Annotated in this window: 23 protein-coding genes; 18 read left to right on the top strand and 5 right to left on the bottom strand. The window is 33.9% G+C overall.

The annotated features are described in order from the left end of the window. Positions 1-38 precede the first annotated feature (38 nt). Together ACQKP0_RS20295 and ACQKP0_RS20290 are read left to right on the top strand one after the other, a co-directional pair. Complete coding sequence (locus ACQKP0_RS20295; RefSeq protein WP_427407656.1) at positions 39-1,751, top strand: sigma 54-interacting transcriptional regulator; 1,713 nt, start codon at positions 39-41, stop codon at positions 1,749-1,751. Next, complete coding sequence (locus ACQKP0_RS20290) at positions 1,751-2,566, top strand: M55 family metallopeptidase (protein WP_427407655.1); 816 nt, start codon at positions 1,751-1,753, stop codon at positions 2,564-2,566. The genes ACQKP0_RS20295 and ACQKP0_RS20290 overlap by 1 nt, the downstream gene beginning before the upstream one ends. 146 nt (positions 2,567-2,712) lie before the next feature. Here ACQKP0_RS20290 and ACQKP0_RS20285 read toward each other — a convergent pair whose 3' ends face one another. Continuing rightward, positions 2,713-3,153, bottom strand: coding sequence for a YtoQ family protein (locus tag ACQKP0_RS20285; protein ID WP_427407654.1), 441 nt, complete (start codon positions 3,151-3,153; stop codon positions 2,713-2,715). A 348-nt stretch (positions 3,154-3,501) separates the two neighbouring features. Here ACQKP0_RS20285 and ACQKP0_RS20280 point away from each other — a divergent pair, with 348 nt between their 5' ends. Then, on the top strand, positions 3,502-4,485 hold the full coding sequence (locus ACQKP0_RS20280) for a nuclease-related domain-containing protein (RefSeq protein WP_427407653.1): 984 nt from the start codon (positions 3,502-3,504) through the stop codon (positions 4,483-4,485). 254 nt (positions 4,486-4,739) lie between these two features. On the opposite strand, the gene ACQKP0_RS20275 is transcribed toward ACQKP0_RS20280, so the two are convergent. Then, the gene (locus tag ACQKP0_RS20275) at positions 4,740-4,910 is read right to left on the bottom strand and encodes a hypothetical protein (protein ID WP_427407652.1); all 171 of its coding nucleotides are present in this window, start codon (positions 4,908-4,910) and stop codon (positions 4,740-4,742) included. Between the two features lie 415 nt (positions 4,911-5,325). Here ACQKP0_RS20275 and ACQKP0_RS20270 point away from each other — a divergent pair, with 415 nt between their 5' ends. From ACQKP0_RS20270 to ACQKP0_RS20255, 4 genes are all read left to right on the top strand, one after another. After that, positions 5,326-5,454 carry a hypothetical protein gene (locus ACQKP0_RS20270; protein WP_427407651.1) on the top strand — a complete coding sequence of 43 codons (129 nt, stop codon included), beginning with the start codon at positions 5,326-5,328 and terminating at the stop codon, positions 5,452-5,454. Between the two features lie 30 nt (positions 5,455-5,484). Beyond that, a complete protein-coding gene (locus ACQKP0_RS20265; RefSeq protein WP_427407650.1) occupies positions 5,485-5,652 on the top strand; it encodes a hypothetical protein in 168 nt (55 codons plus the stop codon). 462 nt (positions 5,653-6,114) lie between these two features. Continuing rightward, positions 6,115-8,016 carry an endonuclease MutS2 gene (locus ACQKP0_RS20260; protein ID WP_427407649.1) on the top strand — a complete coding sequence of 634 codons (1,902 nt, stop codon included), beginning with the start codon at positions 6,115-6,117 and terminating at the stop codon, positions 8,014-8,016. A gap of 6 nt (positions 8,017-8,022) precedes the next feature. Then, positions 8,023-8,547, top strand: coding sequence for a GNAT family N-acetyltransferase (locus ACQKP0_RS20255; protein WP_427407648.1), 525 nt, complete (start codon positions 8,023-8,025; stop codon positions 8,545-8,547). A gap of 74 nt (positions 8,548-8,621) precedes the next feature. Here ACQKP0_RS20255 and ACQKP0_RS20250 read toward each other — a convergent pair whose 3' ends face one another. Next, positions 8,622-8,858, bottom strand: coding sequence for a hypothetical protein (locus ACQKP0_RS20250; protein ID WP_427407647.1), 237 nt, complete (start codon positions 8,856-8,858; stop codon positions 8,622-8,624). Positions 8,859-9,051: 193 nt separating this feature from the next. On the opposite strand from ACQKP0_RS20250, the gene ACQKP0_RS20245 reads away from it, so the two are divergent. From ACQKP0_RS20245 to ACQKP0_RS20220, 6 genes are all read left to right on the top strand, one after another. Next, positions 9,052-9,564, top strand: a complete 513-nt coding sequence (locus ACQKP0_RS20245) for a hypothetical protein (protein WP_427407646.1) — start codon at positions 9,052-9,054, stop codon at positions 9,562-9,564. Between the two features lie 68 nt (positions 9,565-9,632). Next, entirely contained in the window at positions 9,633-10,097 is a 465-nt protein-coding gene (locus ACQKP0_RS20240; protein WP_427407645.1) for an NUDIX domain-containing protein, read from the top strand. Positions 10,098-10,263: 166 nt separating this feature from the next. Further along, positions 10,264-10,590 carry a hypothetical protein gene (locus ACQKP0_RS20235; RefSeq protein ID WP_427407644.1) on the top strand — a complete coding sequence of 109 codons (327 nt, stop codon included), beginning with the start codon at positions 10,264-10,266 and terminating at the stop codon, positions 10,588-10,590. A 151-nt stretch (positions 10,591-10,741) separates the two neighbouring features. Beyond that, the gene (locus ACQKP0_RS20230; protein ID WP_121128006.1) at positions 10,742-10,786 is read left to right on the top strand and encodes an erythromycin resistance leader peptide; all 45 of its coding nucleotides are present in this window, start codon (positions 10,742-10,744) and stop codon (positions 10,784-10,786) included. Positions 10,787-11,063: 277 nt separating this feature from the next. Beyond that, positions 11,064-12,518, top strand: a complete 1,455-nt coding sequence (locus tag ACQKP0_RS20225; RefSeq protein ID WP_427407643.1) for an Msr family ABC-F type ribosomal protection protein — start codon at positions 11,064-11,066, stop codon at positions 12,516-12,518. Positions 12,519-12,805: 287 nt separating this feature from the next. After that, positions 12,806-14,086, top strand: coding sequence for an MFS transporter (locus ACQKP0_RS20220; RefSeq protein WP_427407642.1), 1,281 nt, complete (start codon positions 12,806-12,808; stop codon positions 14,084-14,086). Between the two features lie 278 nt (positions 14,087-14,364). Here the strand turns inward: ACQKP0_RS20220 and ACQKP0_RS20215 are convergent, their stop codons facing one another. Beyond that, on the bottom strand, positions 14,365-14,760 hold the full coding sequence (locus tag ACQKP0_RS20215; protein WP_427407641.1) for a DUF3224 domain-containing protein: 396 nt from the start codon (positions 14,758-14,760) through the stop codon (positions 14,365-14,367). Positions 14,761-14,857: 97 nt separating this feature from the next. Next, entirely contained in the window at positions 14,858-15,691 is an 834-nt protein-coding gene (locus ACQKP0_RS20210) for an SDR family NAD(P)-dependent oxidoreductase (RefSeq protein ID WP_427407683.1), read from the bottom strand. Between the two features lie 110 nt (positions 15,692-15,801). On the opposite strand from ACQKP0_RS20210, the gene ACQKP0_RS20205 reads away from it, so the two are divergent. From ACQKP0_RS20205 to ACQKP0_RS20185, 5 genes are all read left to right on the top strand, one after another. Next, entirely contained in the window at positions 15,802-16,767 is a 966-nt protein-coding gene (locus tag ACQKP0_RS20205; protein WP_427407640.1) for a helix-turn-helix transcriptional regulator, read from the top strand. 304 nt (positions 16,768-17,071) lie between these two features. Continuing rightward, entirely contained in the window at positions 17,072-17,947 is an 876-nt protein-coding gene (locus ACQKP0_RS20200; RefSeq protein ID WP_427407639.1) for an aminoglycoside 6-adenylyltransferase, read from the top strand. Between the two features lie 283 nt (positions 17,948-18,230). Further along, a complete protein-coding gene (locus ACQKP0_RS20195; RefSeq protein ID WP_427407638.1) occupies positions 18,231-18,401 on the top strand; it encodes a hypothetical protein in 171 nt (56 codons plus the stop codon). Positions 18,402-18,536: 135 nt separating this feature from the next. After that, positions 18,537-19,208 carry a DUF899 domain-containing protein gene (locus tag ACQKP0_RS20190; protein WP_427407637.1) on the top strand — a complete coding sequence of 224 codons (672 nt, stop codon included), beginning with the start codon at positions 18,537-18,539 and terminating at the stop codon, positions 19,206-19,208. A gap of 331 nt (positions 19,209-19,539) precedes the next feature. After that, positions 19,540-19,728 (top strand): hypothetical protein, encoded by a 189-nt coding sequence (locus tag ACQKP0_RS20185; RefSeq protein ID WP_427407636.1) that lies wholly within the window; start codon positions 19,540-19,542, stop codon positions 19,726-19,728. Positions 19,729-19,882 lie beyond the last annotated feature (154 nt).

The following is a 19,882-nucleotide window of genomic DNA, read 5'->3' as shown; positions in this document are numbered from 1 at the left end:
ATTATAGGACTAAATAATTATGGTAGGAAGGTGTTAATATGTCGGTATCTAAACTGCATATTATCTCAATAGAGGAAAGATACCTAGCAACAATTACTAAGCAGTTAAAAGAAGTATTCCGTGATTTAATCCAGCTATCACCGACAACAATAAAAGATTTGCAAAATAATACGATTGAACCGGGGGACATTGTCATTCTTTCCAGTGATATCATTTTTGGGTTTGCTTCACAATTTATCCCAGAAGGTTGTCCATGTATTATTGCGAAGCGAGAAATAAACTACGCAAATATGAAAGAAGTCATTGACTTACCACCGGGTAGAAACATCCTTGTCGTTAACGATACGCTGAAAAACACCAAAGAAACGGTTAAATCATTAAAGGAGACATTTTTTGAACATCAATACTTTGCGTATGATCCATCTAAGCCATTTCCATCTTCTATTGATTATATTATTTCACCGGATGAAACACATCTCTTACCAACTGGATTTGGAAAAGTGATTGATATTGGCATGCGCCTTCTGGATATTGATGTATTTTTAGAAGTGAAAAAACGACTAAATTTAAATATAGATTCATTAAGCTTATATAAAAGGTATATGAAATCGCTTATTTCACTATCAAAAGGTTTTTCTCCTAATGATAGAAAAAATGGAAAGAATATTGTAAAGGATGTTCGTGATACAGCAGGTTATCATTTTTCTGATATTATCGCTCAAAGTTCAGTTATGAAAGAACCAATGCAGCAAGCCATTAATTTTTCCAAACAAAAACATCCAGTTTATATATATGGGGAAGAAGGGACGGGGAAAAATATGCTGGCCCAAGCTATCCATAATGCTTCCTCCCATCAATCAGGCCCATTTGTTGTATTCAATTGCGCATTTCGTACGGTTGATGTGTTTGAGAAAGATTTATTCGGAATTGAAAATGGTGAAGATGTTACCATCGGATTAATTGAAATGGCTCACGGAGGAACACTTTATATAGAAGCAATCAATGAGCTTCCAGTGTTTTTGCAAAGGCGTTTATTAAAGCTAATTCAAACTAAACAAATCGTACGTATGAATGGAAGCCAAGTGATTTCCGTTGATGTTAGGATTATTACCAGCAGCATTCATCCATTTGTAAAATTACAAAATGAGGAACATTTTGATCAGCACTTGGCCCTGTCTCTTGCTCCATATGAGATTCATATGCCAAGTTTATCGGAAAGAATAGAAGATTTAGATGATTTAATAGAAAATATTAAAAAAAGATTACATCGCCAAGATTTAACATTTACAAATAAGGTGATGGATCGATTGAAAAACTATGAATGGAGAGGTAATGTAAAAGAATTATATAATTCAATTTCTTATCTATCATTTTTGGATGAGACTATTATTGATATTCAAATGTTGCCATTGTATTTACAAGAGGATAAAGAACCATTCGATCAAGATCTTACCCACAAAGAAATAAATATGGACATGATCATTGAGAAAATCGAGGGGCATGGATTTATAGAAGATAGCATAGGGATTTTAAAGGTGTTTCATGAAGGAAAGCGTGAAAGAGTATCATATGGTCGCTTAAAGCTAAAGGAAAAATTAATCGAAAAAGAAATAAAACTGACTGAGCAACAGTTACGCATGAGATTAGAGGTTCTGCAGGAACTAAAGCTATTAAATGTTAGACAGGGGAGATCGGGTACAACTATTTCTAGACTCGGTGAACGATTTTTAGAAGAATATGAGAACAGGTGATGGAAATGAAACTATATATATCAGCAGATATTGAAGGTGTAGCAGGGGTTGTCCATGGTGAGCATACTGCTCGTGATGGTAGAGAGCATGACCGCGCAAGATTGTTAATGACCGAAGAGGTGAATGCTTGTATTCGTGGCGCACTTTCTGTAGGTGTATCGGAAATAGTTGTCAATGATTCTCATGGAACGATGCGGAACCTATTACCTGAACTATTGCATCCTGAGGCAGAGCTAATTTCAGGTTCTCCCAAAAAACTAGCGATGGTAGAAGGCTTAGATGAAACATTTGATGCGGCAATATTTTTAGGTTATCACACAAAAAAGGGAGATTTCGGCTTACTAAACCATACATTTAATGGGAAAGTCGTTCGTTCCATCGTCGTAAACGGGAAAGAATATGGAGAATTTGGTTTAAATGCCTTAGTTGCGGGCCACTTCGGTATACCGGTTATATGTGTTTCTGGTTGTGATCGTCTAGCACTAGAAGCGCGTGAACTCATCCCTATGATTAACACGGCAGTAGTCAAACAAACGATTAATCAGTTTACTGCTAAAAGTGTTCACCCGAAAAAGGCACAGGAAATGATTGAATCCGAAACACAAAAATCATGGAAAAATCGTGAGAATATAGTCCCGTGTTCTATTGAAGGCCCCGTTTCGGTTGAGATGACATTTAACACGACAGGCTATGCAGAAAATGCTGCTATTTTACCGGTAGTAGAGCAGATTGATCCGTCAACTGTTTCATTCAAGGCAAATAATATCATAGAAGGCTATCGATTTATTCGCAGTTTAATAATGATTGCAAGTTAATTTTTATTTCGAATTTTGAAGATTGTACAGGTATTGAAGTTTTACAAGCTATTGCATCGAGGGGAAGGATAACCCACTTTTCTATACATTTATATAGAAGAGTGGGTTATGCTTTTTTTAAGTTATAAGATACAGCTGTATTATACTTATTCGTATATATATGCTAAAACATCTATGGCTTGATCAATAGTTTCCACGGTAACATTCGCCTTATTAGAAAGCTCTTTTAACGGATGGATTAAAGATTCAGGACGCACTATAATGGTTGGTTTACCCAATGCCAGGGCAGTACTTGCATCCATAGCGGTATTCCATTGCTTATATTTTTCTCCGAATAAAGCGATAACCACATCCGCTTTTTGCATAAGTACTTGTGTTCTGAAATTATTGATACTTGATGCTGCATCATCTTTAAATAGATTATTAGGTTGTTTTCCTAAAATGTCTTCCCCGATATTGTCGGAACGTTCATGATCGGTTTGCGGTGCAACAAATTTCAACGGTAAATTTCTTTCCTTTGCTTTTTGTACAACCTGTTCCCGCCAATTATCATGTATTTGTCCTGCAAGATAAACTGTTAATTCCATTTTGATTCCTCCGATTTCATAAACTCATTATCAGTTCCATTTTAAACATCTCTTTAGAAAACTCAAGTATTTACTCTAGTATGACTCGTAAATAGTTGGGACAAGTCATAATTCTTATCGAATATATTTTGTGTAAGTATAAAGTTCTTTTAAAGTAAGGAATCAGGGTCTATATATCAAATTCGTGCGGTTTTCTTTTTATTTCGTGCAGTTCATATAGATTTTCGTGCACTTCAAACCCCAGTTCATGCAACTCACATAAAATTTCATGCGCTTCAGGAGATTATAAGAAGGAATTTTTATCATTTAGTAGAAATTAGATAGTATAAAAGCTAAGGAGTTGAATAAATGATTAAAAAAAGCCGAACAATACCGATTAAAATCCAAAAACTCGAGGCATTAGAGCGAAGAACACCATCTTTTCATCCGAAAAAGTCATTTATTTTAGATGAATTGTCCAGAAGAAGATCCGGCTATAAAGGGGAGAAATCCTTAGATTATCATTTGAGTTTTTTATTAGATAGGCCCTACCACATTTTGCACGGACTCCGACTCTTAAATCAGCATAATAAATATTTTCAAATCGATACTTTAATCCTTACCCCATTTTTTATCCCTATTATTGAAGCGAAAAATTATGGTGGGACAATTACTTTCGATAATCAATTCCATCAACTTATTCAACAAAATGTTGAAATAGAAAGAGCTTATGAAGATCCAGTAGTTCAAGTGAAACGGCATCAATTACAATTAAAAGGATGGTTAAAACAAAATAAATTTCCTAACATTCCTATACTGCCTCTTGTCGTCATCAGCAACCCCTCTACGGTAATTAAAACAATTGGTAACCCTAAAAATTATCCTCATATTACAAAGAGTATTAATCTTATTTTCGAGATTGAAAAATATGAAAAAATATACAAAAATGAAATACTCACAAAAAAAGAACTGACAAAGCTTTCGAAGTTACTAGTAAAAAAACATACACCTGAAGAAGATGATGTACTACATAGATTTAAAATAGATAAAAATGAACTCCTAACCGGCGTGCAATGTCCAAGTTGTTTTTTTATCCCAATGAATAGAGTCCATGGAAATTGGCTGTGTCCATCATGTCATGGCTACTCGAAAACAGCTCATCTAGCAGCATTAAGAGATTACGCACTACTGATAAGCCCTACAATTACCAACCGGGATCTCCGCAACTTTCTCCAACTTCCTTCTAGAACTATTGCTACAAATATAATTACATTGTTAAATTTACCAGGCACAGGAAAAGGAAAAGCAAGGAAATATGAACTGAGTAAGCTTTTATTAGATAGCTCTTTATGATTGTTTGGTGCGGTTCAGTCCCTATATCGTGCAGTTTAAATGTTATTTCGTGCGGATTAAAACATTTTTCGAGCAGTTTACGATCAAATTCGTGCGAATCACTACAGTAATATTATAATGATTCAAAAAATACTTATTATTTTCATATAATAGGGAATCTTTTTTCCGTAATGCACAAAAATATGATTCTAGATCCACGGTTCGGTATTGTACAACATATTACTTGTTGAAAATATCCCCAAAATTAAGGAAATCTAAATAATTGTGGAATTCCCTTTTTTAATTGATTCACGAAGTAGACTTTCATTTTCTAATCCATTTTCGCTAAAAGCATTATCACTATTTAAACTGTTTGTTTCGCTGTTTAACCCCTTAATGCTTTTTTCTACAGGTTTGTTTGATTTATTTCTATTATCTTTTGACATGTTTTTTCCTTCTTTCTTAGTGAAATTTTTCATCTATTTTATTTTTATGGTTTGTTACTTTTACTCAGAAATTCACCTAAAAATTATAGGATTAATATATTTATCAGTTTTATCCATTTTTTCTTTATGACGCGATATAATGCTTAGTCCAAGAAATTCTTATATTAAAACTTTTAGAAAAGGCATATATAATTTCCTCAAGTATTTTTATATGTTTACCTTACCCGTTTTTCATTCTCAAAATGTATTTTAAACATATAATTAAAATTAATTTTATTACCGACTACAATTTCTTTTTTAACAGATATGTGAAGGTTGAGTACATTTATCACGCAATATTAGCTTTTATAGGGTGAGAGGATGTATAAACCTACTTAACAAGAAGAAAATAAAAGTGAAAAGGAGGCATTTTAAGATGAAAAGTCAACGCATTCCAGAACATAAATTAAATACTACAACTACAGTAAGTCAAGCACTTGAAAATATCACCAACGAGGAAGCTAATAAGGGAGTATCTTCAAAAAAACAGAATCAAAACAAATGAAAACAAAGTTTACAGGGGGGATTATACATTATGGAAAAAATCCATTTAGCTCAAAATCATGATGAATCAAATAATTATGTGAAAAGAAAGGCAAATGAAGAAGAGTTAGAAATTAGTTCAACAGGATATGGATTAGAATCTGTTTCAAAAGATACGGAAGAAACAAAAAATAGGAATCAATCTTGTGGAGGATTGTAAAAAATATTAAGGTTAATCCTTTACTAAATTAATAAAATATTGTATGATAATTTAAATAAATTAGATTTCAATGAGCATAAATTTATATTAATGAGAGGTGCTTTTTGTGAGTGCGGTAGGTTCTAAATAGGAAAAAATTGAATGAAATAAATTTGATGATAATTGGGGGAATTTATGTATTTCAAACCCCTTATTTTGTCATGGATTTATTTCAAAACCTATGAAGATACCTACAATACTTTATAAAGCGTGTATTATGCTAAAATAACCATACTCTTTTTATGATGGTTTATTTCGTTATATATGTATTTTACACATGCCTTGTAAAAGTAAGGAAAGCTGCGGTATCACCGCGGCTTTTTGTTTTTTTATGAAAAAAATAATCATTCAATGCTCATTGAAATCTAATGGGTAGGTATCTTCATTTATGATGTGAGTAAATCATAGTGAGGAGAATAGAAAGTGAATAAAATGACTTATGAGAAATTGCAATATAACGAACTAAAGGAAATGGTAAAATCCTACTGTGCCAGTGGATTGGGTAAACAATTGTTGGATAAATTGGACCCGAGCTCAAGCATAAAAGTAGTTAAAAACCGACTGAATGAAACAACTGAAGCACGCGCGATTTTAGATGCAGAAGGTCGTGTGCCATTTTTAGGGATATCCAATATTGAGAGTATTATTCAAAACCTTGAAAAAGGCATTATTTTAGATCCCAATGCGTTAGTAAATATTTCGGACTTTTTAAGAGGATGCAGGAAAATTAAAAAGTTTATGCTGGATAAAGAATTTTATGCTCCTGTACTAGCGTCTTATGCAAATTCAATGTCCGAATTTAAAAATGTAGAAGAAGAAATTAATTTTTCCATTAAAGGAAATCGTGTTGATTCTTCAGCAAGCAGAGAATTAAAACGGATACGAAATAATATTGAATCAACTGAAGAAAAAATTAAAGAGCGTTTAAATAAATTTTTAAATAGCAGTGCTAATAAGAAATATATTCAAGAATTCTTTATTAGTAAAAAAGATGAGCGATATACCATTCCGATAAAAGCATCATATAAAAATCAAGTCGCTGGAACAATAGTAGAAGTTTCTTCTAAAGGATCAACGGTTTTTATCGAGCCGAATACAGTTACAAAATTAAATGGTGAATTAGCAAGCTTAAAAGCAGAGGAAGCGATGGAAGAATATCAAATATTAGCCACTTTATCAGGAATGATTTTAGAGAACCTTGATAATATCAAGGTTAATATCGAGCTTATTAGCCAATACGATATGGTCTTTGCAAAGGCGAAATTTAGTCAACATATCGGCGGAGTGGAGCCAAGAATAAATGATTATGGATATGTAAAATTAGTCCACAGCAAACACCCGCTTTTGTCAGGAGACGTAGTACCGCTTAATTTTGAAATCGGGAAAACTTATCGAGGATTAGTAATTACAGGACCAAACGCTGGCGGAAAAACGATTGTTCTTAAAACGATAGGACTTTTAACGCTAGCGACAATGTCTGGTTTTCATATTGCCGCAGATAAGGAAACGGAAATTTCCGTTTTTGAAAATGTTTTTGTAGATATTGGTGACAATCAAAGTATCGAAAATGCACTAAGTACTTTTTCATCTCACATGAAAAACCTTTCCGAAATTATGAGGCTATCAAATAATCATACACTTCTACTTTTTGATGAAATAGGAAGTGGTACCGAGCCAAATGAAGGAGCGGCATTGGCAATTTCTATTTTGGAAGAGTTTTATCATATGGGGTGTATTACCGTTGCGACAACACATTATGGTGAAATTAAACGCTTTTCAGAGTTGCATAGTGATTTTATGAATGCAGCGATGCAATTTAATAATGAAACATTGGAACCGATGTATAAATTAATCATCGGACAGTCCGGAGAAAGTAATGCCCTTTGGATTTCAAAAAAAATGAATGTACGGGATACAGTATTACAAAGAGCTAAAGGATACATGGAAAATAAAGAATATTCTTTAGAACGAATAAATGAAAATAGAACACGGAAACCGAAGATTGTCAAAGAAATAATAGATGAGAAGTATGAATACAAAAAAGGTGACCGCGTAAAATTATTAGATTACGATGACTTCGGGATTGTCTATAAGGAAAAAAATCATTTCTATAATGTTGTCGTGTTTTATCAAGGGGAATTAATTGAAATAAATGATAAGCGTCTTTCTTTGGAGGTAAAAGCAAAGGACTTATATCCAGAAGGGTATGATTTAGATAATTTGTTTGTCGATTATCAGACACGGAAAATGCAGCATGATATCGAGCGTGGATCCAAAAAAGCGCTTCGGAAAATTCAACAAGAAATTAAAAAGAACAGATGGTGAAATGATATGAATATCATTATTAGACAAGAGCATGTAGAAGATTATAGCAAGACTGAAGAGGTTGTAAAACAAGCATTTATAAATGAAAGCATAAGCGATCAGACAGAACATAAGCTTGTAAATCGAATTAGAAAAACAGATGCATTTCTTGCTGAACTTTCATTAGTGGCTGTAGACAAAGAAATTGTTGGGCATATTCTATTATCTAAAATTAAAATAGTAAATGAAAATAAATCTGTTGATTCATTGGCCCTTGCACCAGTTTCTGTTGTACCAGAGTACCAGAATAAAGGGATTGGAAGTCAGTTAATTTCCAGTGCATTAAGGAAGGCACAAGAGCTCGGGTTTCATTCTGCAATTGTTTTAGGCCATAAGGATTATTATCCGAGATTTGGATTCAAACCCGCTAGTTTATGGAATATAAAAGCACCATTTGATGTGGCAGATGAGGTATTTATGGCCCTTGAATTAACAGAAAACTCCCTTCAAAATGTCTATGGTGTTGTTCAATATTCGAATGCATTTTTTTGAATAATATGGTATTTAGGAAAAGCAAGGAAAAGCTGCCATTTAGACAGCTTTTCCTTTAAAATTACCTTTGACAATTATTTATCAAAGAATCCTAGTGCATATTTAACCCCTTCATGAATATCGTTCGTCTCATATGCTTCTAGGTCTTCGTAAGAAATATGTAACTTAACTCCTTCTAATGCGTAACCGCTATCTAAATCCATATCTAACAGAACCTCATACCCGTCATTATTCTTATTTGTTTCAATAATATTAAATGTTTGAATCGCTGTACCTGTTTCATAATGAATTGGATCTACAAAATCTGACATATTAACACCACCATTGTCTTCCGATAATTTTTCGTGTTGTGTTAGTTTACCCGTTTGTTTCTATGTTATTCATAGAGCTTCCTATTAACTGAAACTTTAGGGAGTGTTTCTCACACCTGTTAATTATAGAAAAGAAGGAAATCATTAGAATGATCAAGAATATTTATGGTAGATACATAGGGGGTGTCGGGTTTTGTCATCTCAAGTTGCCATTAAAAAGGTACTACCTCGAAAAATAATATCTGCTTCGATCGCAGGATCAATATTCGTTATTCTATTGGGAGTATTTGTTCCAAATCCTTTTGGCGGGGAAATGAATACAGTAGGGGAATACTTATTGGAATTTGTTGGTGTTGTACCTATGTACCTTTTATATAGCTTTCCCGTTATCTTAATTTATGGAACGGTTTCTTCTATTATAAGTGATTATCTTTCTAATTTTATTTCAAGGAATTACGGGAATAAAACGGAAGTAATTATTTCAGCTCTATTTCATATAATATTTGGTTTAATTTTACTTTGGATAAGTCTTACGGCATCTATCGTTTATTTTTTGGTCGATAGGTATTTAAGTAGGGGAAGTCGTGTATACAAATGGGGACAAGCTATCAGAAGTTTAGCAATTCCATTTTTAGTATTTATAGTATTTTGGGGTATAGTTTCTTTGGCTGATTTTATTGAAAACTGGAGGAATTATTTAGTTTAAAGAAGGTTTAGTATAAATAGTTATTTAAATTACAAGTAGTTACATAAATAATTACTCGGAGGATGCACATGCATATCAGAAACTCGGTAAAAGCTATCGTAATAAATGAAGAGAAAATGTTATTAACAAAAAATCAAGATCATGAAGGCTATTTTTATCTTTGTCCAGGCGGCGGTCAAGAGCATGGTGAAACATTTCATGAAACTTTATTAAGAGAATGTTTGGAGGAAGTTGGAGTTGACGTAGAAGTGGGTGAACTCCTATTCATACGAGAATATATAGGTAAAAACCATGAACATGCATCAGTGGATTTCAATGTTCATCAAGTAGGATATTATTTTGCTTGTGAGCTAAAAGATTTCAAGGAGATTGATGGACAACCGTCAAATCCTGATGTTCACCAAATTGGTGTTGAATGGATACCGATTAATGATTTATGCCAATGTAGATTTTATCCAAATCACTTAAAAGAATATATCATCAATTATTTAAATGGTGAAAAATCGCCAATCTATCTAGGTGATGTTAATTAAAATTGATTAATTCGATTTTATGTAATGGCAATGTTATTTAAGAATGTTGATATTTCAAAATTACGAACAAATTTTCTTTAAATAAAATTAAAGAAAAAAGTATGAAAAGTGTTAACATAATGCATTTTAAAAATAAAAACACAAATATAAATGTGGGGTAGTTTATTTGAAACAAAATCATGATTATTATCAAAATCTATTAAAAAGACTTTGCAAAGCTCATAATATTTCTCCTCGAAAACCTAGATTTGAAAATATTGAAGATGTAGTAATTATTCACGTTAAAAATCATTTAAAAGAAGGAGTTGATTTAGAATGTTTTAAAATTTTAAATCTTATTTATCAAACAGTCGTACCTTTAGGTATCAAATTCAATCAACAGCTATATTTATATCCAAATGGAGATAGATTAGATAGAGTAACGGTAACCTTTAACAAAAATGATTATGTGCTATTAAACAAAAAACTAGCAGTAGGAGATATAAGTAATTAATTTTAATCTAAATTACTTCTTGTTTGGGGTTTAAAAAGGCCATCTACATAAACCAAAAACGGTGGTACTTAGATCAAATAATTTTGACTTTTCTTTAGTAAGTATTTATAATATACAGTGTATTTTAAATTTTAAGGAGGATTATTAAAAAATGACACATTCAATGAGACTACGTTTTCCAGCTTTGAACCAGTAATTGAATATGGTCAAAGGCTCTGTTTGTGTAACAGAGTAAATGGGATTAGTCTGTCCTTTTTTAATAATCTTCAATTCAAATATTATTTTGCAATGTGAAGGAAGACGAATATTCTGTCTTTCTTTTTTTTATTTTAAATGCAGTTATTACATGGAAAGCAAAGTAGGAGGAGAAATACTATGCATTTTTTATTATTTTTTGATGCGAGCTTGATTTAGAAGCTCGTATCGATCCTAGCTATCGATACGAAATCACAATATTTCGGGAGGTAGCAAAGATGGAACAAATCTGTTTTGAATTAGAAAATGTTGAAGTTAGCTATTTGGATAAAGTGATATTAAAAGTTGACAGTCTAGCTGTACATCAATATGACCGCATCGGCATTGTTGGAAAAAATGGAGTAGGAAAAAGTACATTATTAAAGTTGTTTGCAAGTATTGTTCAGCCGTCAAGAGGAAAAGTGAATTGTCATATAGACTTCGGATATTTTGAACAAGTGAAGGCTCCAAGTACCGATGAAGCTGATCCTAAGTTACTAGGAAAATTGCATGTCCCACAAAATGAGGATGGGCTAAGTGGTGGAGAGCAAACAAGGCTAAAGCTTGCACAATTGTTTACACATTATTACGAATCCTTATTAATTGATGAGCCGACTACACACTTGGATGAAGATGGCATTTCGTTTTTAATTGATGAACTGCGATATTACTATGGAGCTCTATTGCTTATCAGTCATGATCGTGCTGTACTAGATGAACTCGTAACAACAATATGGGAAGTTAACGAAGGCAAGGTTAAAGTATATTCAGGAAATTACAGTGATTATATGACTCAAAAGCAGTTGGAACATGACCAACAAAGGCAAGCACATGAACAATACTTGAGAGAAAAGAGTCGGCTCGAAAAAGCAGCCCAAGAAAAAATGAAAAAGGCTGAAAAAATTGCAAAAGCTGCCTCTATGTCGAAAAAAGAATCAAAAGCAAAAGCGAATCGAATGTTTGAAACGAAATCTAAAGGCACGAGTCAAAAAGCCTTACAGCGTGCCGCAAAAGCGATTGAACATCGAATGGAGAAGCTGCAGGAAGTTGATGCTGTACAAGAAGAAAGGACGATCGCGTTCCGCCAGTCAAAAGCTTTGGAATTGCATAATAAATTTCCAATTATGGCAGACCGTTTAACTCTCCATATAAATAACAATGTGTTACTAGATAATGTAAGTTTCCAAATGCCACTAGGGAAAAAAATAGCGATCACTGGAAGCAATGGCAGCGGGAAAAGTACTCTTCTGCAGCATATTATAAATCAGGGGGAAGGTTTAACGATTTCGCCAAAAGTAAAATTAGGTTATTTCTGTCAAATGAGTTATCAATTTACTAGCGAAGAAAAGGTACTCCAATTTTTGAAAAATCGCTCAGAATATGATGAAGGTTTTCTACTGAGTGTTTTACATTCTATGATGTTTGTCGGAACAGATATTCAAAAAAGTGTTAAATCGTTAAGTGGAGGAGAATCAATTCGACTTCAGCTTTGTGAGCTTTTTTTAGGGAAATATAACATTTTACTATTAGACGAACCAACTAATTTCTTAGACATCCACGCCATTGAAGCATTGGAACACTTTATCCATTCATATAAAGGAACAATCATATTTGTTTCACACGATAAGAAGTTTATAACAAATGTTGCCGATTTACAATTTCAAATTTCTGAGAAAAAGCTTATACAAAAGTGATTATTAGTTAAAACCAGTAAAACCACCGAGATAATCTTGGTGGTTATCTTTTGTTAATTTGCATGATTTTTATTTTGAAAAAGGATTTTTATTTTTACATGGTTTAACCAAGTTGTAATTGTTGGTTTATTTTTATTAATTTAAAAAATCATACTTTGAATTTAACAACAAAATAATGTAAGAAAAATATTTCTAATGAAAACGCCTCCACATATATTTCGTTCATCTAAAGGTAAAAAAGTAGAGTATAATACTTTAGAAGAACAGAATTATAGGAGTAGAGGTCATTGGAAAAACAAAATAGTAGGTATAGATGGGTTGTTTTTGCTGCAGTATTGCTTTCGTATTTATTAATAGTGAGTCAAAGAACAGCCCCAGGATTAATTTCCGATCAATTAATGAAGGAGTTCAATGTTACCGCATCTACCATCGGATTATTGACGAGTATTCAATTTTTGGCTTATGCTGGTTTACAAATTCCTATTGGAATATTGTCAGATCGTTTTGGTCCCAATTTTTTTCTAATTGTAGGAACTCTACTGAATGGATTAGGTACATTGCTTTATAGTCTCGCATCGAATGAATGGTTCCTTCTTTTTGCTAGATTATTAGTAGGTATCGGTGATGCAGCGATTTGGATCAATTTGGTGCTAATATTAAGCCAATGGTTTAAAGTAAATGAATTTGTTAAATTACTTGGCATGGCAGGAATGATAGGGAGCCTCGGTTTCTTGTTTGCGACTGTTCCTTTTTCTACTTGGATTAGCTTAACTGGGTGGAGAACACCATTTTTCACAGTTGGAATTCTTTTGTGTCTTTGTGGAATTCTTCTTTATTTTGTCCTTGTTAAGAATCCAAAGAAAATGCTGATAAACCAGACATCAAGTAGCAGTTCATCTGTTAAAATAGAGAATAAACGTGAAAAAACGCTTGTTACCTTACGACGTATATTCACTAGTCGCCAAGCATGGGCTACTTTCTTGTGTCACTTTGGTGCTGTCGGTACTTATGTTGGATTTATCGGTTCATGGGCAGTTCCATATGGAATGCATGTGTATGGAATGACACGTTCTGGTGCGAGTCAACTTATTATGATTGGTCTCATTGGGGCAATTATCGGCGCTCCGCTTACAACATGGATTTCAAGTCGTTTAGGAACCATCAAACGACCATATATGCTTGTTCATTTGATGATCTTTTTATGTTGGACTGCTTTTCTTTTATTCGGCGGGAAGCCGCCATTCTATATATTAGTTGTTCTTTTCTTCATCATTGGATATGGTAATGGAGGAAGTGCTCTTACATTTGCGGTTGTTCGTAAATCGTTTGCTATAAAAGAGGTTGGTGTTGTCTCAGGATTTGCTAATACAGGTGGTTTTCTAAGTGCTGTTTTACTACCTAGTATTTTTGGGAGAGTCTTAGATCATTTTCATACCGCTTCAAGCACAGTAGGATACCATTATAGTTTTATAGTTCCAGTTATCTTCTCATTACTAGGTCTTATTGGCGGAATACTTATAACTGAACAACGTCAAGAAGTGAGTCAATCAAAGGAATTAACGGCTTAATACTAATGAATTAATTTCAAAGCATGAATAATATTAATGATATAACACAATAAAACTGACCTGGGTTATTAGCTCACGTCAGTTTAATTATCATTTCCAGGACTATCAAAAGCATAATTTGATCAAGACAATACATTTTGTCTTATAAAATTACGCTATCAAAAAAGTGTCAAATTAAAAGTAATGGCAATGTGGTATTATTAAACAACTTAGTTTAAAGAAAAAAGCATTCCATTAAGCAAAGGGAATGCCTTTTTTTATAAAAATAGATCGTTTTTTTAGAATTCAAAGTCTAAAATCATTTTACTCGTTGGACCTGTAAACTGATAATTATAAGACCCTGTCAAACTTTTTAAGTCACCGGTAGCTTTAATGATTGTTGCCGGAGAATCTAGATTCCCTTTATCAAATATTCCTTGCTCTATAGCTGTAAATGTCCCCTGTTTTCCCTTATAAGTTCCTTCGAAATGTAGAAAACCGGAAATCTTAGCGGTTGCTAAGTGACCATCATTTATACTCGATTCTAAATAATATAGCAAATACTCAACAAAAGCTCTCCCTTTTAATTCACCGTCAATTTCATATTCAACATGGGCAATATTAATAGGGAAATCTTTTCTACTATCATCTACTGGCTTTTCTTCCCATTTACTTACAGTAAATATTACCTCCATTTGCGTAAAACTCCCTTCATTAATATTATTTGAACGTGTAATCTCCCCACATTATACCATTTAGTCCGTACTAGCAATCATATTTTTTAAGGTACTTCTATAATGTAAATGGCGGAATTAATCGGCCGTCTATATCTGTGAACTTATATTCTTTAGCTAAATCACCAATTCTGAGTACCTGACCACTCTTCTCCATTATATTGGGATCACTAGCCAAAGCTTTTATTCCACGACCAACATAATAGGGGGTTTCAGTTCTGTTTAACTCTCCAGCTTCCTGCCAATGTTCCTCATCTATATTATGATGCTTTAAAACAAGCTCCGTCCTCATAAAACCAGGTGAAACGGCAAGAACGGCAATATTATCTTGTTTTAATTCAATTGACAGCCCATATGCCATGCGAACTAATGAATTCTTGGCTAAATCGTAATAAAATTGACCAGTGTATTTGTCTTCATCCCAAAAAGTGGTATGAACGATGAGTGCTTGCTTATTTTTACGAAGCAACGGAATGGCAAAGTGATTTGTGGCCAACTGGGCACGCACACCTGCAGTGAACATCGTATCCCAATGTTTCAATGGCAATTCCCAAAATGGTTTTGCTTCGATTCCGAGATCATGCGCACCCCAAACATTATTGACAAGGATATCTAATTTTCCTTGTTCTTTGCGAATTTGGGAGATTACAGATTCCGTTTCTGCATCGTTCGTATGATCACAACGAATTGCTATTCCTGTTCCACCAAAGGTTTCAATTTGTGAAACAGTATCATCAATCGTTCCTGGCCAATCATTTGTGGGAAATCCTTTGGTACTACGTCCTGTGATATAAACCGTTGCTCCAGCTTTACCTAATTCGACGGCAATACCGCGCCCAGCGCCTCTGCTTCCTCCTGTTACAAGAGCGACCTTTCCTTCTAATGGTTTCATATATTCCATTCCTTTCATTTACAAGATATTTTTATCATAAAGAAGAATTCTTGACATCCTTTGTCATATTTTATTAAATAAAGAAAAAATCAATCGTAAAGGTGAGTGCCATGAGAGGGGATCGACTGCTATCTATTTTGCTTTTATTACAATCACAAGGACAAATGACAGCTAAAGAATTATCGGAGAGATTGGAAGTTTCGGAGAGAACCATCCATCGAGATATGGAAGCATTAAGCGGAACTGGTATCCCGGTTTTTGCTGAGCGTGGAAAAAATGGTGGATGGTCATTGTTGGAAGGCTATCGGACAAATTTAACGGGTTTAAAAGAATCTGAAATACGTACATTATTAGTGTCTCCTTCTACACAATTGCTAGATGATCTAGGTATGACAAGTACTTCTGAAGAAGCAAGAAATAAACTTATCGCATCGCTTCCTTCAATTTATCGTGAAAATGCCAAAGACGTATGGAACCGAATTCATATTGACACGAGTGCATGGCGCAAGCGGAATGAAAAAATGGAGACCTTCGAAGTCCTGAAAAATTCCATATGGAATGAAAACAAATTAAAAATAGATTATGAACGTGCAGACGGAGAAACAAATGAACGTATTGTAAATCCACTAGGATTAGTCGCAAAGGGGAATCGTTGGTACTTTATTGCAGCCAAAGATAGCGATGAAATTCGAAATTACAGGGTTTCACGGATTAAATCTGCAGAACCTATTAGTGAAACATTTGAAAGACCAAAAGATTTTAATCTTGCCGGGTACTGGAGATCTTCAACAAAAGCCTTTATAGAAAACTTGCCAAAATATGAAGTGTTGGTAGAGGCTGCGTCATCCATTTTACCGAGGTTACAATTTACCGACCGATTTGTTCAAATTGAAGAGGTTCTCAATAAAAATCAGGAGGGATGGATAACAGTAAAGCTTTTTTTCAATACAGAAGACGAGGCAAAGGGATACATATTAGGGTTTGCCAATCAAATGAAGGTGATTCAACCCAAAGAGCTACACAATAAGATTCTTAAGATGGCTGAAGCCACTGTTTCGTTTTATAACTTAACCTAGAGCACTCGTTATTTCTATCATAAGACAATCGGCTTCGGTCTTTTGAAAATGAAATCCCTTTTTCTGAAATAATAAGGTATATGTTTGAAATTGAAAAAATAACGAACAGTGCCAGACATAAAGGGTTCCTTTTTGAAAAAATATTATGTTAAACAAACAAATACGATTTAAGTATTAAGGAGGAAAAACAAATGAAGATAACATTCAATAAGTTATAACGTTTATATAGAATTTATTATTTATCTAGGGGACCTCCTAATATTCCTTTTTACAAAAGACTAAAATAATATTGGAGGACTAATAAATGAGAACTGAAAAAGAAATGATGGATTTAATATTAAAAGTCGCTATGAATGATAAACGAATTCGTGGCGTTGGTATGAATGGCTCGCGAGTGAACCCAAATGTTCCAAAAGATTTGTTTCAGGACTATGATATTGTTTATCTTGTAACCGATATGGATTCCTTCATATCCGATCCTAGTTGGATAAATGTTTTTGGTGAACAACTTATTATGCAAACGCCCGAAGCTATGTCCATGTTTCCTCCAGAGTTAGGAGGAAGATTCTCTTATTTGATGCAGTTTTCTGATGGGAACCGTATTGATTTATTATTAGTTCCCGTAAATGAAAAAGACGTGTATTGTAAAGAGGATAAGCTTACAAAGATTTTATTGGACAAAGATAATCAACTTCCTCCAATCTCCGAACCAACAGATGAGGATTATTGGGTAAAACGCCCAACTACTGAATTTTTCGATGATTGTTGCAATGAGTTTTGGTGGGTATCAAATTATGTTGCAAAGGGCTTATGGAGAGAAGAATTTCTTTATGCACAGGAGCATCTTAATAATGTTAGAGAAATGCTAATTCAAATGTTAGAATGGCAGGTAGGTATTCAAACAGACTTTTTAGTAAGCGTGGGTAAAAACGGTAAATATTTAGATAATTTCCTCTCTCAAAAAAGTTGGCAAGAGCTTCTTTCCACTTATACCAATGGAAATTATGAAGATTGTTGGAGGGCATTGTTTTCAATGTGTGATCTGTTTTCCAGTACAGCAGAATATGTTTCAAAAAACCTAAAATTCCACTACCAAAAAGCTAGATATTCTAAAGTATATGATCATTTAAAACATATTAAATCTTTACCAAGAGATGCTAAAAAGATTATTAATTTTTAAAAATTATTTTTTAAGAAAGCTGTTGTTTTGGCTTTGAAATAAAATTGAACTGTTTATAAAAAATTTGAACCGTTTATAAAAAAAATAAACCGGAATTTCCTATCTTTATAAAGATGGGGTTTTGGTTTTTCTTGTGGATTAAGAACCTGTTAAGTGATAATAAAGTTATTCCATTAAACTTCCAGATTGTTTTAGAAGGAAATTTTCTGTTTTTAACGAATTAGAATTACAAACAAACTTATCAATAATGCAGGATATTGCAAAATAACAATAACAAGGAGGGATGGATCCGAAAATCCATAGAACAGATCATGAAGGTGTAAAAGAAAGTTGTATCGTTTTTAAAAAAGATGTACCATTTCATTTTTATAAAAAAATAAGTCGACCACCGTTAAACGCTGCCACTTTGTTAGCTGTGCTTTTGATTAAACTTTTTTATAAAATAGGTGATTAGAAACTAGGTAAAGTTAAATATTTTTCTCAATCTATTTAAAAAAGATAAAAACTATGATGCTCGATCAACGAGTTTCGCATATTTCATTTTATACTTTTTTTACAAAGCTACAATTAGTTAGAGAGGAGAATTCATATGCCAAAGAACAAATCAGTGCTTCCGCAAGTCGTGTCAGAAGACGAGTGGCAGGCTGCTCGCGAAAAGTTGCTCATCAAAGAGAAGGAACTCACTCGTGCATTGGACGCTCTGGCCGCAGAGCGTAGGAGGCTGCCGATGGTCCGGATTGACAAAGATTACGTCTTCGAGGGCCTAAATGGCAAAGCGAGCCTGTTTGATCTTTTCAATGGACGTCGCCAGCTCATCGTTTACCACTTCATGATGGCTCCGGGTTCCGACCACCATTGCCCGGGCTGCTCGTCCTTCGTAGATAACATTGGCCATCTAGCTCATTTGCATGCCCGAGATACCACCTTAATTATAGTCTCCCCCGCACCACTGTCACAGATCGAGCCCTACAAGAAGCGAATGGGCTGGACTGTGCCCTGGTTTTCTTCAAACGGCGACAACTTCAACGTCGACTGCGGTGCGGGCAGTGGATTCGGCCTGAGTGTCTTCCTCTGTGATGGCGCCAGCGTCTACCGCACCTATTACACGACGGCACGAGGAGTCGACAGGATCAGATCCGACTTCAATTTCCTCGACCTGACACCCTTCGGTCGCCAGGAAGACTGGGAGGATTCACCTGAGGGGTGGCCGCAAACCCCGCCTTATACGTGGTGGCGCCTACACGACGAATATGGTGATTGAAAGAGGAGTAGTCTAAAGGTTATGTCCGAGATACGTGCAAAAGTGGGGCATAGTATGAGGAAAACTTTGTATATCAGCTTTTTTATTAGTTGCCACACAACACAAATTTAATCTTAAAGTTTTTTCAGTTTTCCACAAATAGGCGCTTTTCTTTAATAAGAAGGCGTCTTTTTGATATGCCTCTACACAATAAGGGATTAGATTTTGTTAAGGTAAAACAAGATTGTGAATGTTTTCGCTTAAACTAACTGGCTGAATGGGTCAATAAAGAATTGGATATATGTGGTATATTAAAAACAGAAATACTAATGGAGGGGGGAGTGTCAATTAAATGCTAAAAAAGGCATCCTTTTTGGGGTTAGTCGCTGCAATAATTTCTATTGGTTTATGGCTATTATTAAATTTCTTTAATCCTTATTCGAATGAAACAAATAATAGTACGACATTAATAACTTTGTTTATGTTAGTTTTACCCGCAATTACAGCAATAATCTCTTTTTTACATCAAGAAAATTATTAATGCTAATTGCCTTCATTTGGTCTTTACCTTTAAGTCTATATATGCTAATGACTCCAGGAATTTTTTTTTGTTTGGAATCACCAGTTTTTTTTATTTATTTAGTTATATCCTTTTAAGAAAAAACAGGAGTTGAATAAGGGGTAGCGCCAGGAAA

It is taken from the genome of Heyndrickxia sp. NPDC080065 (assembly GCF_050281185.1).
GTDB lineage: Bacteria > Bacillota > Bacilli > Bacillales > Bacillaceae_C > Heyndrickxia.
This window is presented reverse-complemented; position numbering and strand designations above follow the sequence as displayed.

Excerpts from the sequence above, each read along its gene's own strand:
- ACQKP0_RS20210 (WP_427407683.1), bottom strand. The coding sequence starts at position 15,691 with ATGAAACCATTAGAAGGAAAGGTCGCTCTTGTAACAGGAGGAAGCAGA.
- ACQKP0_RS20240 (WP_427407645.1), top strand. The coding sequence starts at position 9,633 with ATGCATATCAGAAACTCGGTAAAAGCTATCGTAATAAATGAAGAGAAA.
- ACQKP0_RS20215 (WP_427407641.1), bottom strand. The coding sequence starts at position 14,760 with ATGGAGGTAATATTTACTGTAAGTAAATGGGAAGAAAAGCCAGTAGAT.
- ACQKP0_RS20270 (WP_427407651.1), top strand. The coding sequence starts at position 5,326 with ATGAAAAGTCAACGCATTCCAGAACATAAATTAAATACTACAACTACA.
- ACQKP0_RS20205 (WP_427407640.1), top strand. The coding sequence starts at position 15,802 with ATGAGAGGGGATCGACTGCTATCTATTTTGCTTTTATTACAATCACAA.
- ACQKP0_RS20190 (WP_427407637.1), top strand. The coding sequence starts at position 18,537 with ATGCCAAAGAACAAATCAGTGCTTCCGCAAGTCGTGTCAGAAGACGAG.
- ACQKP0_RS20195 (WP_427407638.1), top strand. The coding sequence starts at position 18,231 with ATGGATCCGAAAATCCATAGAACAGATCATGAAGGTGTAAAAGAAAGT.
- ACQKP0_RS20185 (WP_427407636.1), top strand. The coding sequence starts at position 19,540 with ATGCTAAAAAAGGCATCCTTTTTGGGGTTAGTCGCTGCAATAATTTCT.
- ACQKP0_RS20295 (WP_427407656.1), top strand. The coding sequence starts at position 39 with ATGTCGGTATCTAAACTGCATATTATCTCAATAGAGGAAAGATACCTA.
- ACQKP0_RS20285 (WP_427407654.1), bottom strand. The coding sequence starts at position 3,153 with ATGGAATTAACAGTTTATCTTGCAGGACAAATACATGATAATTGGCGG.
- ACQKP0_RS20250 (WP_427407647.1), bottom strand. The coding sequence starts at position 8,858 with ATGTCAGATTTTGTAGATCCAATTCATTATGAAACAGGTACAGCGATT.
- ACQKP0_RS20290 (WP_427407655.1), top strand. The coding sequence starts at position 1,751 with ATGGAAATGAAACTATATATATCAGCAGATATTGAAGGTGTAGCAGGG.
- ACQKP0_RS20200 (WP_427407639.1), top strand. The coding sequence starts at position 17,072 with ATGAGAACTGAAAAAGAAATGATGGATTTAATATTAAAAGTCGCTATG.
- ACQKP0_RS20255 (WP_427407648.1), top strand. The coding sequence starts at position 8,023 with ATGAATATCATTATTAGACAAGAGCATGTAGAAGATTATAGCAAGACT.
- ACQKP0_RS20275 (WP_427407652.1), bottom strand. The coding sequence starts at position 4,910 with ATGTCAAAAGATAATAGAAATAAATCAAACAAACCTGTAGAAAAAAGC.
- ACQKP0_RS20280 (WP_427407653.1), top strand. The coding sequence starts at position 3,502 with ATGATTAAAAAAAGCCGAACAATACCGATTAAAATCCAAAAACTCGAG.
- ACQKP0_RS20265 (WP_427407650.1), top strand. The coding sequence starts at position 5,485 with ATGGAAAAAATCCATTTAGCTCAAAATCATGATGAATCAAATAATTAT.
- ACQKP0_RS20225 (WP_427407643.1), top strand. The coding sequence starts at position 11,064 with ATGGAACAAATCTGTTTTGAATTAGAAAATGTTGAAGTTAGCTATTTG.